General features: G+C 69.7%; 15 protein-coding genes. 11 read left to right on the plus strand and 4 right to left on the minus strand.

The window, feature by feature from the left end:
* Positions 1-265: 265 nt before the first annotated feature.
* The 9 genes from ACSMTC_RS07860 to ACSMTC_RS07900 all read left to right on the plus strand — a co-directional run bounded on the left by ACSMTC_RS07860 (position 266) and on the right by ACSMTC_RS07900 (position 10,048).
* Positions 266-928 carry a hypothetical protein gene (locus tag ACSMTC_RS07860; RefSeq protein WP_436558921.1) on the plus strand — a complete coding sequence of 221 codons (663 nt, stop codon included), beginning with the start codon at positions 266-268 and terminating at the stop codon, positions 926-928.
* Between the two features lie 49 nt (positions 929-977).
* Positions 978-2,957 carry a B12-binding domain-containing radical SAM protein gene (locus tag ACSMTC_RS07865; RefSeq protein WP_436558922.1) on the plus strand — a complete coding sequence of 660 codons (1,980 nt, stop codon included), beginning with the start codon at positions 978-980 and terminating at the stop codon, positions 2,955-2,957.
* Complete coding sequence (locus ACSMTC_RS07870) at positions 2,954-4,594, plus strand: carbamoyltransferase N-terminal domain-containing protein (RefSeq protein ID WP_436558923.1); 1,641 nt, start codon at positions 2,954-2,956, stop codon at positions 4,592-4,594. The genes ACSMTC_RS07865 and ACSMTC_RS07870 overlap by 4 nt, the downstream gene beginning before the upstream one ends.
* Before the next feature lie 3 nt (positions 4,595-4,597).
* A complete protein-coding gene (locus ACSMTC_RS07875; RefSeq protein ID WP_436558924.1) occupies positions 4,598-5,548 on the plus strand; it encodes a hypothetical protein in 951 nt (316 codons plus the stop codon).
* Positions 5,549-5,637: 89 nt separating this feature from the next.
* Entirely contained in the window at positions 5,638-6,264 is a 627-nt protein-coding gene (locus tag ACSMTC_RS07880; RefSeq protein ID WP_436558925.1) for a toprim domain-containing protein, read from the plus strand.
* The gene (locus ACSMTC_RS07885) at positions 6,261-7,331 is read left to right on the plus strand and encodes a FomB family phosphonate monophosphate kinase (protein WP_436558926.1); all 1,071 of its coding nucleotides are present in this window, start codon (positions 6,261-6,263) and stop codon (positions 7,329-7,331) included. Before ACSMTC_RS07880 ends, ACSMTC_RS07885 begins: the two co-directional genes overlap by 4 nt.
* Before the next feature lie 9 nt (positions 7,332-7,340).
* Positions 7,341-8,219 (plus strand): inositol monophosphatase family protein, encoded by an 879-nt coding sequence (locus tag ACSMTC_RS07890; RefSeq protein WP_436558927.1) that lies wholly within the window; start codon positions 7,341-7,343, stop codon positions 8,217-8,219.
* An 18-nt stretch (positions 8,220-8,237) separates the two neighbouring features.
* On the plus strand, positions 8,238-8,648 hold the full coding sequence (locus ACSMTC_RS07895; protein ID WP_436558928.1) for a PPOX class F420-dependent oxidoreductase: 411 nt from the start codon (positions 8,238-8,240) through the stop codon (positions 8,646-8,648).
* Positions 8,649-9,211: 563 nt separating this feature from the next.
* Complete coding sequence (locus ACSMTC_RS07900; protein WP_436558929.1) at positions 9,212-10,048, plus strand: RNA methyltransferase; 837 nt, start codon at positions 9,212-9,214, stop codon at positions 10,046-10,048.
* A gap of 47 nt (positions 10,049-10,095) precedes the next feature.
* On the opposite strand, the gene ACSMTC_RS07905 is transcribed toward ACSMTC_RS07900, so the two are convergent.
* From ACSMTC_RS07905 to ACSMTC_RS07915, 3 genes are all read right to left on the minus strand, one after another.
* Positions 10,096-10,596 carry a universal stress protein gene (locus ACSMTC_RS07905; protein ID WP_436558930.1) on the minus strand — a complete coding sequence of 167 codons (501 nt, stop codon included), beginning with the start codon at positions 10,594-10,596 and terminating at the stop codon, positions 10,096-10,098.
* A 4-nt stretch (positions 10,597-10,600) separates the two neighbouring features.
* Entirely contained in the window at positions 10,601-11,857 is a 1,257-nt protein-coding gene (locus ACSMTC_RS07910; protein ID WP_436564620.1) for an SLC13 family permease, read from the minus strand.
* A gap of 443 nt (positions 11,858-12,300) precedes the next feature.
* Complete coding sequence (locus ACSMTC_RS07915; RefSeq protein WP_436558931.1) at positions 12,301-12,642, minus strand: hypothetical protein; 342 nt, start codon at positions 12,640-12,642, stop codon at positions 12,301-12,303.
* A 401-nt stretch (positions 12,643-13,043) separates the two neighbouring features.
* On the opposite strand from ACSMTC_RS07915, the gene ACSMTC_RS07920 reads away from it, so the two are divergent.
* The gene (locus ACSMTC_RS07920) at positions 13,044-14,309 is read left to right on the plus strand and encodes an MFS transporter (protein ID WP_436558932.1); all 1,266 of its coding nucleotides are present in this window, start codon (positions 13,044-13,046) and stop codon (positions 14,307-14,309) included.
* Positions 14,310-14,382: 73 nt separating this feature from the next.
* On the opposite strand, the gene ACSMTC_RS07925 is transcribed toward ACSMTC_RS07920, so the two are convergent.
* On the minus strand, positions 14,383-14,676 hold the full coding sequence (locus tag ACSMTC_RS07925) for a DUF1330 domain-containing protein (RefSeq protein WP_327071408.1): 294 nt from the start codon (positions 14,674-14,676) through the stop codon (positions 14,383-14,385).
* Positions 14,677-14,834: 158 nt separating this feature from the next.
* On the opposite strand from ACSMTC_RS07925, the gene ACSMTC_RS07930 reads away from it, so the two are divergent.
* Entirely contained in the window at positions 14,835-15,737 is a 903-nt protein-coding gene (locus tag ACSMTC_RS07930; protein ID WP_436558933.1) for a LysR family transcriptional regulator, read from the plus strand.
* Positions 15,738-15,764 lie beyond the last annotated feature (27 nt).

The raw sequence follows: 15,764 nt of genomic DNA on the forward strand, positions 1-15,764 counted from the left end.
CGGTGACCGGCGCCGCCACCGGCGCCGGCGACGCATTCGCTGCCGACTTCGTCGCGGCCGAACTCCTCGGCCGCCCTTGGCCGAAGGCACTCGCCCGGAGCACCGAAGCAGGAGCTCGCCCGGAGCACCGAAGCAGGAGCTCACGCGGTCACGGTGGCCGGAGCGCGGGACATCCCCCTCTCCCCGGCCCGGCTCTCGGGCTCAGGTACCGATGCGTCCACACCGGCGGTCCACCCAGTTCGAGAGACCGAAGTAAGGAATCCCCATGAGCACCGAGGTTCTGACCGAAGCCTTCCGCACGGTCGACTGGCGGCAGCTGGAGCAGGTCCACGAGGCTTCTGCCACAGCCCTGCCGGCACTCGCCGACCCCGCCGCGCTCGGCGCGCTGTGGGACGGGATGATGCGCGACGACCGCCTGGCCGAGAGCGCGGAGACCTTCAACGCGTTCCAGAAGTTCGTCCTGCACGACGACCTGGAGACGGGGCTGCGGTTGCGTCTGCATATTTTCAACGAGCACATGGTGGAGGAGGCCCACAACCACCGGGCCACCTTCAGCTCGCTGATCCTGCGCGGCAGTTACCGTCATTTCCTGTACGGCGACGTCGATCACGTCTGGGGTGAGGAGGAGAGGCCGGCGACGGCACTCGACGCCCGCTTCATCCAGGAACAGCTGCCGGGATCGAGCTACACGCTGCACCACGCCTTCGTGCACTCCACCTACGCCACCCCCGGCACGGTCAGTCTGGTCATCCAGGGCCCTCGGGACCGCGCCAGCTTCCGCATCTACGACCTTGCCCGGGGCGTCACCCGCACCAGGGTGGGCGGCGCCCAGACCCAAGGCGCCCAGGAGCCCGGCGAGCGGAAGCTCGAACGTTCCGAACTGACCGTGATCCGCGCACAGCTGGCGGAACAGGGCCTGCTGGTCTGATCCACCTTGTGCCTGCCCCTCACCACAAGCCGAGACACATAAGGACATCGTGAAGAAGTCGAGTCTGCCGCTGACCGTGCTCCAACCCTTCGCGAACTATCGCAATGAGGACCCCGACTTCCAGGTGGGCCTCGTCCACCCCTACCTCGTCGAAGCCTGGCAGAAGAACCGGCTCAAGTACCGCGAGAGCCTGGCTCTCGGCTATCTCGCCGGCGCTCTGGACAGGCACGGCTTCGAATCGACGAGCATCAACGCCGAACTGCTCGGCATCGGTCCCGAGGAGGTCACCGAGCGACTGCTGGCGGACCCCCGGATCCAGCTGATCGGCATCTCCGCCAAGTCCCAGCGCACCTACCGCGCCGCACGCCAGATCGCGCGTCTGGTCAAGGCGGTACGGCCCGATGTGCACATCACGCTGGGAGGCGTCTTCCCCAGCGCGGCCGACCAGCCGATCCTCGACGACTGCGTCGAGATCGACTCGATCGTCCGCGGTGAAGGCGAATACGCCATCGTGGAGTTGGCCGCCCGGCTCTCCCAGGGGCTCCCCCTGGACAAGATGCGCGGTCTGTCGCTGCGGGTCGACGGGAAGTTCGTCAGGACGCCGGACCGGCCGCGGGTCCGGGACTTGGACAGCCTTGCCTTCCCCGCCCGGGACGATCTGCAGCAGATGCTCGTCGACAACGGGGGCGGCTCGACTTCCGCCTATCTCGTGGCCTCGCGCGGCTGTTACGCGGCTTGCACGTTCTGCTCCATCCACCAGATCTACGGCGACCACAACGTGGTGCGCCGGTCGCCCGAGAGCATCGCGGACGAGATGCAGTCCATCAAGGACCGCTTCGGGGTGAGCCGCTTCTCTTTCGTCGACGACCTGTTCATCATGCCCTCCCCCAGTGGCATTCGCTGGGTGCACGACTTCTGCGACGTGCTCACCGAGCGGAAGCTGGAGGTCAACTTCTACGCGGAGATGCGCGCCGACACCATCGAGAAGTCGCTGGTCCGCCGGCTCATGGACGTGGGCATGCACCGCCTCTTCATCGGTGCCGAGTCCGGGGTGGACTCCGTCCTCGTCCGGTGGGACAAGGGAACCACGGTCGAGGACAACAACAGGGCGCTGCGTGAACTGCGCGAGATCGGCATGGCCCCGCACCAGATCAACTTCGGCTACATCATGTTCGACCCGGAGATGACGTTCGCGGAGCTCAAGGAGCAGTACCAGTGGATCCGTGACTCCGGGTACGCCAAGGTGCAGCACCTCCAGAACAAGATGAACATCTACTGGGGGACGCCCCAGTACCAGCGCATGATCGACCAGGGCCGGGCGGACGACTCCGCGCTGGGCGACCGCTGGATCTACACCTTTGACGATCCCAGGGTGGACTCCTTCGAGCCGGCCTTCCGCAGGTTCCACCGGCGCTACGAGGCTGACTCCCGCGCCATGGCCGTGCTCGCCGCCCGCGAGGCGTTCATGAAGCGCGTCCAGGAGGACAAGTCCCGCGTCCCCATGCCGCGCTGGCTCTTCGAGTGCCTCAGCCAGGCGATGCGCCGGATCGACCAGGCCGACCGGGACTGCTACTTCTACGTCTTCGAGTGGCTCTTCAGGGCGCTGGAGGAGCAGGACACTCTGGCGGATGGAGCCGAGGAGGAGATGTGGGCGGGGCTGGAGCCCCTGCTGGACGGTCTCGCGGCGGATGCGGAGCTGCTGAGCGCCCTGTGCGCGAGCATCCAGGAGATCGTCGAGAGCGACGGGGCGACGGCTGCCCCGCGAATCGGCGACGCCTGGCGCGCCTCCGAAGACGGCTCCCCCGAGATCGTGACGATCTGGCTCGCGGACCAGCCGCACGGTACCGAGGGCTTCCGGGTCGGTCTCGGCTTCACGGGAGATGACCGCTTCGACCACGCCTGCGAGGTGGTCCAACTGCCGCCCGGCGGCAGCCCGACCGACATCACCGTGCGCCGCTATCCCCGCGCCTCCCAGCTGCTCGGCTCGGCCCGTCTCCTGCCGGCAGGCGTCGAGGCAGGTCAGTCATGATCATCTGCGGCGTCAAGCTCACCCACGACGGCGGGGTCGCCCTCATCGACAACGGGCGGCTGGTCTTCTCCATCGAGATGGAGAAGCTCGCCAACAACCCGCGTCATCAGCGGATCGACGATCTGCAGATCATCGTCGAGTTGCTCGGCGAGTACGGCTACCGGCTGGCGGACGTCGACCGGTTCGTCTTCGACGGCTGGCGCAAGACCCACAAGGTCAAGCCGTGGGGTGGCCAGGAGGCTCTCGTCGACCTGGCGCCCTACCGGCGTGGGCTGCTCCAGGACGATCTGCTGCGGCCGTACCCCTCGCGGCTGTTCGACCTGGAGTACACCAGCTATCCGCACTACGCCGGCCACGTCGCGAGCGCCTACTGCTCCAGCCCGTTCGCGAAGAATGCCGAGCCCTCGTACGTGCTGTGCTGGGACGGGGCGATGTTCCCGTTCCTCTACCACTACGACCCGGCCACCGGCGTGATGGAGAGCCTCGGCGCGGTTCACCACATGCTGGGCGACACCTACCACACGCTCGCCCAGCTGTACCCGCCGTTCGATGCGCCCATCGAGTGGCCGCACACGCTCGCGCTACCCGGCAAGATCATGGCGTACGTCGCGTACGGCACTCCCGACGAGGGCGCGATCGAGGTGCTGGCCGGGCTCCAACGGGACGCGGAGCGGCAGGTGTTCGGCCTCGGCGACCCGGCCGACGACCAGCTGACCGAGGCTGCCGGCCGCCGGATCCTGGCCCTGATGCGCGAGGGGCTTGCCGTCCCTGGGGTGGCCGCCGACGACATGCTCGCCTCCGTCCACGCCTTCCTCGGCCGGGCCCTGGTCGACGGGCTGGCCACCAGGATCGCAGCCGACGGGCGGGGCACCCGCAATCTCTGCCTCATCGGGGGCTGCGCCCTGAACATCAAGTGGAACCGGGACATCCGCGCCTCGGGCGTGGCGGACCAGGTCTGGATTCCGCCATTTCCCAACGACGCGGGCAGTGCCCTGGGCACGGCCTGCTGTGAGCTGCTGCGCATGGGCGGGTCGCCCGCCCTGGAGTGGGACACCTACGCGGGACCCGCTCTCGGCGTCACCGAGGTGCTACCGGGGTGGGAGGCCCGCAAGTGCACCCCCGCCGACCTGGCGGCCTGGCTGCACGAGTCCGGCGATCCCGTGGTCGTGCTGCACGGGCGGGCCGAGCTCGGCCCGCGTGCGCTGGGACACCGGAGCATCCTGGCTCCGGCGGTCTCCCCGGACATGAAGGGCCGGCTGAACGAGGTCAAGGGACGCGAGCGGTACCGCCCGGTCGCGCCCATCTGCCTGGAGGCGCGCGCCCCCGAGGTCTTCTCTCCAGGCACCCCCGACCCGTACATGCTCTTCGACCACGACGTACGGGAGGACTGGCGCGAGCTGGTGCCCGCGGTCTGCCATCTCGACGGCACCGCCCGGGTCCAGACGGTCGGCCCCCGGGACGACACGCTGATCTTCGAGGTCCTCACCGAGTACGAGCGGCTCAGCGGAGTGCCGCTGCTCTGCAACACCAGCGCCAATCTGAACGGCAGTGGATTCTTCCCGGATGTGCGCAGCGCGATGGAGTGGGGCAAGGTGCCCGCGGTGTGGTCGGACGGCACGCTGTACGAGAGGCGTTGAGCGGTGGAGCGGCACGACGGGGTGTGCACCGTGCCGGCGGCGTTGAGCCGGGTGGAGCGCAAGCGGGAGGTCTTCGCGGGTGATCCGTACTTCCGGGACACCTGGGACGATCTGCGCGTGGTCTGCGGCACCGGGCAGGCCACGGTGGAACGGCTCTACCGGGTCGCTCCGCTGGTGCTGCGGCCTGACACCATGGCCGTCCGGGGTGGTGTCAGGCTGCTGAACGCCGTCCGGGCCGCGGGGTTCGTCCCCGTGGCCTGGGCTCCGTTCCGGTTCAACCGCCACACCACCCGCGAGGTGTGGCGGTACCAGCTCAACATCGCCACCCGCGAGCGGATCGACGTCATGGACATGATCATGCCGGCGGGCACCTCGCTGTACGTGCTGTTGCGAGACACCGCGGACTCGGCCGTGCCGGCCACCACCCGGCTCAGCGGCCTCAAGGGCCCGAGCCGTCCGGAGGACCGGAAGCCGCACCACCTGCGCCGGCTCGTAGGACCGGCCCAGGCGTCCGTCCTCACCTACATCCATGTCTCGGACGAGCCCGCCGACATCGTCCGGGAGCTGGGTATCTTCTTCGACCGCCCGCAGCGGACACGGCTCATCGGATGTCTGGACTCGCACCAGGACGTCACAGAACAGGTCGTGGCCGCACTCGCGGAGATCGAATCCCACACCGAGGCATCGGACCTGAGCTGGCAGTCGGCGCTGGACCGGCTGGAGCTGCGCCTGAGCGGATCGCGGGCGGACGGACCGCTGAACACCCTGATCCAGCAGGTGCGTTCGGGTCAGAGCAGGGACTGGCGGGCCGTCCTGGCCCAGGCCGAGCGGCTGGAGCCGGCGTGGGGGCACTGGGATCGGGTGGCGGTGGCCGCCGAACTGAGCGCACGGCATCTGGACGCGACGCCGGTCATCCCCGATGTGGGCCGGTCCTGCTGGCTCGCGACCGTGTGACCCGGGCCGGCCCGAGGGCCTGGTCCGGCGACGGGACACGGCCGGTACATCAGCATCACGAGCAGGACATGCGAGAGACAGGAGAGATCATGGAACAGGATCGGGTGACGGTCGCACGCCTCGCCGAGGCCAAGCGACTCCCGGTCGAGGCGCTCCGCCGCTTCGGACTGGGCGACAGCGACGAAGGGGTCCGTTTCACGTACGCCTCCCCGGCCGGGCTGCCCGGCCGGACCCGGCTGCGGACCGGGATGCGTGGCGCCGGCGGCTCGTCCTGGATGCCCGGTGACACGTCCCCCGTGGTGGCGTACAGCACGGCCGAGGGGCTGGGCTACGCCAGGTCGGCCGGCTACCAGATCGTGGTGGAGGGCGAGTCCGACTGCTGGACGGCCTGGCAGCACGGCGTGCCCGCCGTCGGCATCCCGGGCTCCGATCACTGGGACGCCCTGACCCTGGAGCACCTGCCGGTCGCCGAGGTCTTCGTCCAGGTCGAGGCGGAGAGCGCCCAGACCTACCCGGGCGGCGTGGCGGAGTACGTGTCCGCAGTGGTGCGCCGGGTCCGGGACGTCGGCTTCGACGGGCCGGTGCACCAGCTGGAACTGGGCGGCGGTATCAGCGATCTGAGCGACCTCTACCAGAGCGCCCCCGAGGAGTTCGTCGCAGCCCTGCGACGGGCACTCGACCGCTCCCGCGGCGCCGCGGATGCGGGGACGGCATGACCCTCCCGCTCGCGACCGCTCGGAGCCTGGACGCCGGGCGCGTACCCGATGACGTGGAGACCGCCCTTCAGGGGCGTTACACGATCAAGTCCTCCGTGACCGTCGACCTCAACGCCTTCCGGCTGCGGATCGCCAGCAACCTGGCGGACTTCGACGGGTACTCGTTCTTCACGAAGTTCGTCGAGCCGGGCGCGACGGATCAGCCGTGCGCATATGAAGTGGTCTGTGTGGACCTGGACGAGGACCCCATCGATCCCGCCCTGATCGAGCCCCTGGCGGACCGGGGATTTCGGGCCGACCGGTTCCGTGGCGGCTTCTACCTGACTCACCACTTCGGCCCGCCCGCGTATCTGGCGACGCGCGGCAACCGGATCTACGTCTTCGGCCGCAAGCTCGACCGCATCATCTGGCCGTACTTCGCCAAGCACCTACTGACGATCTTCGCTGTCGACCACGACCTGGTACACCTCAAGGCCGCGGCCTTCGTACAGCCTGGCGCCGGGGCCACCCTGCTGTTCGGACGGGGAAGCGGCGGAAAGACCGTCTTCATCACCCAGGCGTGCACGGCCGGTGCGGAGTTCGTGAGCAACACGCATGTGCTGACCCGCGACAGCACGGTGTACGGCATCCCGTCCGCGATGCGGGTGCGCCGTGACCGTTGCTTCGAGGAGGTCATCGCCTCCGGTCGGCTCGAACGGCACCTGGACGCCTCCGAATACCGACTGGATCCCGCACTGATCTTCGGCCGGGAGCCACGCACCGAAGCCACCATCCGCAATCTGTGCATCGTGGACTACCGCCCCGATCGGCCGTCCCGCTTCGAGGAGGTGGACGAGGAGCCTTTCGCCGCGTTCCTGGACCTGTTCGCCTTCGCTATCGGCACGTACGGGCTGAAGGACGATGTGCTCGCCCACCTGGACAACGACTTCGACCGGTACGGCGAGGCCTACGCGGGGATGAAACGGCGGATGCACGAACTCATCCGTTCTGCTCGCCGTCTCTACATCAACGCCGACATGCTCGACCCCGCCGTACGGGACCATACGCTGGCCAGGCTCGCGGAGTAGGAAAGACGGATGAAGAATCTCGACGCCGTACTCGCGGCCGCCGTGGAGGCCGCCCAGGCGGCCGGCCGAGTGATCGTGGAGCGCCAGGCCACCGGCGGTTCCGCGCTGTCCTACAAGCAGGACGTCGAACCGGTCACCGAGGCGGATCTGCTGTCGGACGGGGTCATCACCCGCTCCCTGCAGCGGGCCTTCCCGCTGTACGGGATCCTCTCCGAGGAGACGGCCGCATCCGACGGCTGGGAGTCGGGAGATCTCTCGGCACCCCAGTGGGTGGTGGATCCCATCGACGGGACCGCCAACTACACGCGTGGGCACCCCTACGTCTCGATCGCCGTGGCCTTCGTCGTGGACGGATTCACCCAGGCCGGTGTCGTCCACGCGCCGTTCCTGGGCGAGACCTTCACCGCGGTCGCCGGCCGAGGGGCACAGCTGAACGGTGTGCCCATTCGGGTCAGCCATCCCGACGGGCTGCTCCGAGCGGTGGTCAGCACGGGCTTTCCGCATCTGAAGACCGATCTGGACCCCCTGGTGCAGCGGATCACCAGACTGCTGACGCACTGTCAGGACATCCGGCGGGCCGCCTCGCCCGCCCTGGACATCTCCTGGGTCGGCGCCGGACGCCTGGACGCGCACACCGAGACCCTGCATCCCTGGGATGTGGCGGCCGCTTCGCTGATCGCGCGGGAGGCGGGCGCGGTGCGCAGTCATCTGGAGCCGGTTCCTCCGCACATTCCCCCCGACCTGTTCGGTGGCGGTTATCTGGTGTCCTCGCCCGCCATCCATGACGAACTGGTGGACGTGCTCAGGGGAACGCGAGGTGGTGACTCGCCACCGCCCGGCCGTATGGCAGGAACCGACCCCAACGGCCTTGACCTCAACCGCGCTTGAGCTTCTAGGGTCGGCTGCATGATCTTCACCGAGAGGGAACGCGAGTACCTCGCCGCCCAGTTGCTGGCCCGACTGGCCACCATCGGCCCCGACGGCCGTCCGCAGGTCCGTCCGGTGGGCTTCCGGCTCAACGGCGACGGCACCATCGACATCGGCGGGCCCGCCATGGCCCGCAGCCAGAAGTACCGCAACGCTCGGGCCCACCCCGATGTCTCCGTGCTGGTCGACGACCTGGCTCCGGCCGATGACCCGGTCGCGGGCGGGTGGGGGCGCGGGGTCGAGATCAGGGGCCGGGCCGAGGTGCTGACCGTCGACGTGCCACCCGTGGCACCCGATCGCTTCAGCAAGGACATCATCCGCGTCCACCCCCGGCGGGTCATCACCTGGAACCTCGAGGCACTGGGGAGCGCCGCCCGCGACGTCGGGTGATGCGGGGCCGAATGCGTTGCACGTTCGCCCGCACGCTCGCCATGGGCTGATCCCCCCGCGGCCCGGAATGACGCAGCCTGCCGCACCCGTCCGGGTTCCCCCGTGAGCCGAACGGGCGCGGAGACGAGCAGGCCCTGCGGCGGCGGAGCGCACCGGCAGGACGGGGCTTCGCGGACACCGGCGTCGGACCGCTTCGGCGACGGTGGTCGACAGCATGCCGTCGGACGCGTGACATGGTCCGCCAAGTGTGGTCCGCAGAAGGCGGTTTGGAAGCGGACGCTGAGCTCGTTACTCAGGAGCCTGTCCCGGGACGGAAGTTCTGGCCGCTCGCCCGCAGACCTTCGGCCCGGCTGTTCCGTCGGCGGAAACCCTTCTGGCTGCTTCTGGCGAACCGTGACTTCCTCGGTGCCACAAGTCCTTTGAGCAGGTAGATTCCCGGAGCTGTCCGGCCAGACCGGGGAACCGGTGCCAGACGTCTTCCGATAGTGTGCGTGTCGCTCCCGGTACGTCGCCCGGGAGTTGGGGGATCACCGCTGCCGTGATCATCTAGGCCTGGAGGATGGATGCCGCCGGTACAGCGGATCACGTCACGCAATGCCCGCTTCCAGCAGTGGGAGTCGCTCCTCGGCAACCGGAACAAGCGACAGCGGGCAAAGGAGTTCCTGGTCCAGGGAGTTCGACCGATCTCGCTGGCGGTGGAGTACGGCTGGCCTATCCACGCACTGATCCACGACGCCGAGCGCCAGCCGTCCCGCTGGGCCGAGAACCTTCTCCGCACGGTCCGGGCGGACCGCGTCGCGATGGCGTCCGACCTGCTGGCGGATCTCGGGGAGAAGAACGAGAACGCTCCCGAACTCATCGCGGTCGTCGGGATACCCGAGGACGACCTGGGCCGGATCAAGGTCGGCGACGGCTTCCTCGGGGTCGTCTTCGACCGGCCGACGAGCCCGGGCAACATCGGCAGCATCGTCCGGTCGGCCGACGCCTTCGGGGCCGACGGGCTGATCGTGACCGGCCACGCGGCCGACCTGTACGACCCCAAGTCCGTACGGGCGAGCACCGGTTCGCTCTTCGCCCTGCCGACAGTCCGCAGCCCCTCGCACCGCGAGGTCGCCGAGTGGGTTCGGCGAAAGCGCATCGACGGCCGGCCGATCGTCCTGGTCGGCACGGACGAGCACGGTGACTGTGACGTCTTCGATTTCGACTTCACGCAGCCCACGCTCCTGCTCATCGGCAACGAGACGTCCGGACTCAGCAACGGCTGGCGTGAACTGTGCGACTACACGGTCAGCATCCCGATGACCGGGGCCGCCAGTTCCCTGAACGCGGCCAACGCGGCGACGGCGGTACTGTACGAGGCCTCCCGGCAGCGGACCGCCGCCGGGAAGCGCGCCGGCTGACCGGGGCGGGGCCTGCCGACCCTCTCATCCACGGCTGCTCCGGTTCGCTACCGGTGGAGGGGTGGGCGGGGCGGCCCGGGCGGGATGGTGCCGACACCGGGTGCCGGTTCGGGCCAGACCAGCAGGACGGGACAGGGGGCGTGGTCGACGACGAAGCGGCCGGCCGGGCCCAGGCTCCGTGGCCCGAGGTGGGTGCGGTCGCCGTCGCGGGCGAGGACGAGCAGGTCGGCTCCTTCGGCCGCGGCGACGACCTCCCGCTCGACACGACCGGTCCGCTCCAGGCAGGTGCAGGTCCGCCCGAGGCGGTCGGCGGCAGCTGCGAGCAGTTGCCGGCCGGAGGTGGTGGCCAGGCCTTCCAGACGGGTACCGGGGTCGCGCTCGGGGCGGCCGCGTCCGAGCAGCCCGGCGAACGCACCGTGGGCGACGCCGGGGACGTCGTCGCCGCTGACGTGGAGCAGCACGACCTCGCCGCCCGCCGGGGCATGCGTGCGGACGGCGTCCACGCAGGCGGGCCAGGTGCCCTCGGTGATCCAGACGACGACGGCCATGGCTTCAGCCTCCGATGATCCGCAGTGCTCCCCACAGAGCTACCACGGCCAGCGTCAGGGCGGCCGGTACGACGAGCAGTCCGAGCCGGGTGAACTCACCCAGGTCCACCTCGGTGTCGTGTTCACGGACGATGCGCCGCCACAGCAGGGTGGCCAGGGAGCCGGCGTAGGTGAGGTTGGGGCCGATGTTCACCCCGAGCAGGACCGCCAGGACCGCGCCGGGCCCGGCCGGAGCGGTCAGTGGCAGCAGGACGAGGGTGGCGGGCAGGTTGTTGATGATGTTGGCCAGGACGGCGGCCAGGACGGCGACGCCGAGCAGGGCGGGCAGTGCGGTGCCGTGCGGTACGACGTGCGCGAGCGCGGAGGCGAGCCCGTTGTCGACCACCGCTCGGACCACGATGCCGAGCGCCAGCACGAAGGCCAGGAAGGAGGGGGCGGCGGAGCGCACGATCGCGGTCGGGGTGGTGCGGCGCTGGGCCAGCGCACGGGCGGCGAGGACCAGGGCGCCGGCCAGGGCGGCCCAGGCCGGGTTGATCCCGATCGCGGAGGTGAGGACGAACCCGGCCAGCGTGCAGGCGACGGTGGCCAGGGCGAACAGCGGCATCTCCGGCGCCGTGTCGACGGTCCGGGCCTGGGCACCGGCGTCGAGGTCGGTGGCGAAGAACCGGCGCAGGACCGCGTACTCGACGGCGATGGCGGCCAGCCACGGCAGTGCCATCAGTGCGGCGAAGCGGGTGAAGCTCAGTCCGCTGGCCGCGAAGGCGAGCAGGTTGGTGAGGTTGGAGACCGGCAGGAGCAGCGATGCGGTGTTCGACAGGTGGGTGCAGGCGTAGACGTGCGGCTTGGGGCGGGCGCCGAGGCGGGCGGCGGTGGCGAAGACCACCGGCGTGAGCAGCACGACGGTGGCGTCCAGGCTGAGCACCGCCGTGATCACCGAGGCGGCGGCGAACACCTGCACCAGCAGCCGACGCGGGCGCCCCACGGCGGTGCGGGCCATCCAGGCCCCGCAGGCGTGGAACAAGCCCTCGTCATCGCACAGCTGGGCCAGCACGAGTACGGCCGCAAGGAACCCGATCACCGGGCCGAGCCTGGCGGCCTCGGCCGCCGCATGGTCCAACGAGATCGCGCCGGCGCCGATCGCCACCCCTGCCGCCGGGACCGCGACCACCGACTCCGCCCAGCCCCACGGCCGCACGACTGCGCAGGCCAACACCACCACCAGCAGGCCGACTGACAATGCCTCGGCGAAAGACGTGTTCAGGGTCTGCTCCTCGTGGGTGACGGCGATGGCGCCCCTTATCGAAGCAGAAGGCCCCGCGGGTACGACCCAGCGGCCCGTCCTCGGCCACCCGGCACACGCGGTGGTTCCAGTCGGCGGCAGCCAGTCGGCGTCTCCATCGACGAGGCCGGATGACTCCCCGTCGGGTGGCGAGCGCTGAGGGGGTGTGAACCGGCCGCCGACGGCCGGGTGGCGGGGAGGCAGGCCGACTGTCCCACATCCGGTCGTCTGACACCGAACAGCTCGGAGCACCGCACCGTAATTCATCCACCCCGGGGGCGGCCGGGCGGCACAGGCGCCATTTTCCGAAAGTCCCACATATGCCATCGGGCGAAAAAATTACCACTGCAGCTATTTGACCGAATACCTGGAAGCCCCCCAGGAGAGGGGGGCTTACCAGGATCATGTTCAATCATTCAGGTGCTTCAGGAGCGCGTCTCGCAGATCGCGTATGCCTGGATGTTCCCCTTGTGATCCCTGGCCACCCACGACTTCTGGTCGATGACGGACGGGCCGTTGGAGTCCACGGTGTCGGCGGGACTCCCCCCGTAGGTGTACACCGGCTGCCAGTAGTATCCGCCGCCGATCAGATTGGTGCCGTCGGGGCAGGTCGCCCTGGAGAGCTCCCCGGCGCCGACCAGGGGCCCGGCCACCACCTGGGTGGTGGTGGCCGCCGCGGTGCCGGCCGTTGCCAGCCCGAAGGCGGAAGCGGCAGACAGGACACCGACCGCGACGGCGCCGGCACGCAGGCACTTGCGAATACGCATATCAGTCCCCAATACATTGATTCCAGCGCACGGAGCGCTCACTGGTCAGAATCTATCGGCGAAATTCGTCGTTATCGCCGATCAAGGACGGAAGGTCACCTGAACGGCTCCGACTGAGCCCCGGGGTTGATCGGCAGAGTTTTTCCGACCGGCCCATGCTCCTGCCACGGCCTCGATCATCGTGTTGTCCGAATTCGACCAGGACCCGGCGGAGATTCCGGAGGGCCGGACGCAGCCCGGCCCATGTTCCCGACCGACCCGGCAGGTCGAGTCCGTCTCTCGGGACGGTCGGCTGTACGGCCGAGGCCGTCACCGGCGTCGGCACCCGCCATCCGGTGCACGGCCTCCCCTGGCACGGCGGCTTGACCTTCACCCAGACGTCAAGGTTGATGCTCTACCGCATGCAGACGACCGAGACGAACACCTGCCAACCACTCGACCGCAAGGCCTCCCTGGCGTTGGCCGCGCTCACCCTGTGCTCCTTCACCCTCGGCACCGGCGAGATCATGATCGCCGGGTTGCTTCCCGACATCGCCTCCGACACCGGGGTCTCGCTCTCCACGGCCGGGCTGCTGATCAGCGTCTTCGCGATGACTGTCGTGGTGGGTGGTCCGATCCTGGCCCTGACCACCGGGGCCGCCCGGCGCAGCCGGCTGGTCGTCGTCCTCATGGCCTGCTACGTGCTGGGGAACGTGGTGTCGGCGGTGTCGCCGTCCTTCCTGCTGCTCGCGGTCGGCCGGATCGCGGCCGCCCTCGCGCACTCGGCTCTGATGCCACTGTTCTTCGGTCTCGCCGCCGACGTCGTCCCGCCGCACAAGCGCGGCACGGCCGTGGCCCGGGTGTCCCTCGGCTTCAGTCTCGCCATGGTCGCCGGCCTGCCGATCGGCACGGCCCTCGGGCAGTGGCTGGACTGGCGCGCCACCTTCTGGGCGGTGGCCGTACTGACCCTGGCGGTCACCGCCCCGGTGGCCCTGCTGGCCGGGAAGGCACCCGGGGTCCCGGCGGGCTCCGGCCGCCTCGCCGAGCTCCGGGTGCTGGGCGACCGCCGGGTGCGGATCGTCACCGCCGTGACCGCGCTCGCCGCGGCCGCCGCGTTCACCGCCTACACCTACGTCGCGCCGCTGCTCACCGACACCGTCGGTTTCACCGCCTCCGCCGTCACCGTGCTGCTGTTGCTCTTCGGCATCGGCGGCACCGTCGGCAACCTGGTCGGCGGCAGGCTGACCGACCGTTCGATGATGCACGCGATCTGCGTCGGGCTGGCGGCGCTGGGTGCCTCCCTGCTGTTGCTGGGCGCGACGGCGACCAGCAAGGTGCCCGCGGTGGCGTTCCTCTTCCTGTTCGGCGCCGCCTACTACGCGGTCATCCCGGCGGTGAACACCCGCATGATCGACGTCGCCTCGCAGCAGGCCCGTACCCTGGCGCTGACCGTACAGAGCTCCGCCTTCAACCTCGGTACGGCGCTCGGCGGTTGGTTCGGTGGCCGGCTCATCGCCGCCGGAACCGGACTGAGGTGGCTGCCGGTCGCCGGTGGGCTGATCGCCGTCGTCGCCCTGCTGGTCGCGCTCGGCGAGACCTCGGGCGAGAAGCGCCGGAACGTGCTCGCCGCCGCCTCCCCGACGCCGTCCGAGGCGCCCGCCGGCGCCCCTTCCTCGGAGGGTCGATGAGCGGTGAGCCCCAGTCCCTCTCCGTCAGTCGATGGGTCAGACCCACCGGCAACACCACCACGAACGTCATTTGTCAGTCGATGCCTTCGATGATGCGGAAGTCGCGCTCGACGCCGTCGGGGAGGGCCACCAGCGCCTTCTGGTATGCCTCGCTCTCGTATGCCGCGACGGCCTGTTCAAAGCTGTCGAACTCGATCAGAACGACGCGTTGCGTGATTCCGGCCTCGTGGGCGACGACTCGACCGCCACGGGACAGGAGGCGCCCGCCCCCAGCCCGGACAGCCGGACCGGCCAGCTTCTCGTAGGCGGTCAGCCTCTCAGGGTCGGAAATGGCGGGGTAGACACTGGCCCAGTAGCCCTTAGCCATGGAAACCTCCTGTGTTCGGCCGGGCACGTCTGACTTCGAATCGACACTCAGATCGATCGATCCCGGCATGCGCAGGCTAGGGCTTGATGCGCGGTCGGGGGAAAGACCGGTACGGGATAGGCTCAGAACGGATCGTTATCAATCGGCAGGGAGAGCACGTGGCGCCGGATGCGGTGAGCCTGCGGTACTTCCTGGTGCTGGCGCAGGAGTTGAACTTCACCCGCGCGGCCGCACGGATCGGTATCGCACAGCCCGCACTCAGCGCCCGGATGCGCCGATTGGAGGCGGAACTCGGTACGGCCCTGCTGGTCCGCAACACGCGTAACGTCGTATTGACCACGGCCGGTGCGGCTTTGGCGGAGTCCGCGCCGCCCGCGCTGGCGGCGCTGGACCGGGCGTGGGAGACCGCCCGGAGCGCGGCGGCCGGTGAACTGGGCACGCTGCGTATCGGATACAGCCTCAGCGCCGGGGCCGAGACGGCACCGGCCCTGGTGGACAGGCTGATTCGCGACAACAGCGGACTCGAGGTCAGCGCGGTCCCGATGGCGACACCGGAGATCTCCCCCGCGGTCGCCGACGGCCGCATCGATGCCGGGATCACCCGCGGTGAACAGCCGGGCCGCGGCGTGCGCCGGTTCCTGCTGCGGCGTGCGCGCATCGGGGTCCAGCTGGCGCAGCACCATCCGCTGGCCGAACACCCGGAGATCGAGATCGCCGACGCGGCCGCGTATCCGCTGCGACTCCCGGACCGTGCGGCCAACCCCGTGATCCACGATCAGCTGTCCGCACTGTTCCGAGACACCCGACCACACCCCCGATTCCACACGCCCGCAGTCTCTTTCGACATGTCTCAGCGCGACCTGCGCGACGGGGTCACCCTCGCCCCGGCCGGAGAAGCCGCGGCCACGGCACAACCGGCCGGTCTCACCTGGCGACCGCTGCGGGGCGCGCCCAGCCTGACGATCCACCTGGTCCTCCCACGCGAGCAGTCGCCACTACACCGCCGCATCCGTGCCGTCGCCAAAACCCTGGCGCACGAGCTGCACTGGCTGCCGGACTGACGCGCAAGCCGATAGCTCTCCCTCCCT

The sequence above is a fragment of the Kitasatospora sp. HPM-01-4 genome, assembly GCF_051374625.1.
GTDB lineage: Bacteria > Actinomycetota > Actinomycetes > Streptomycetales > Streptomycetaceae > Kitasatospora.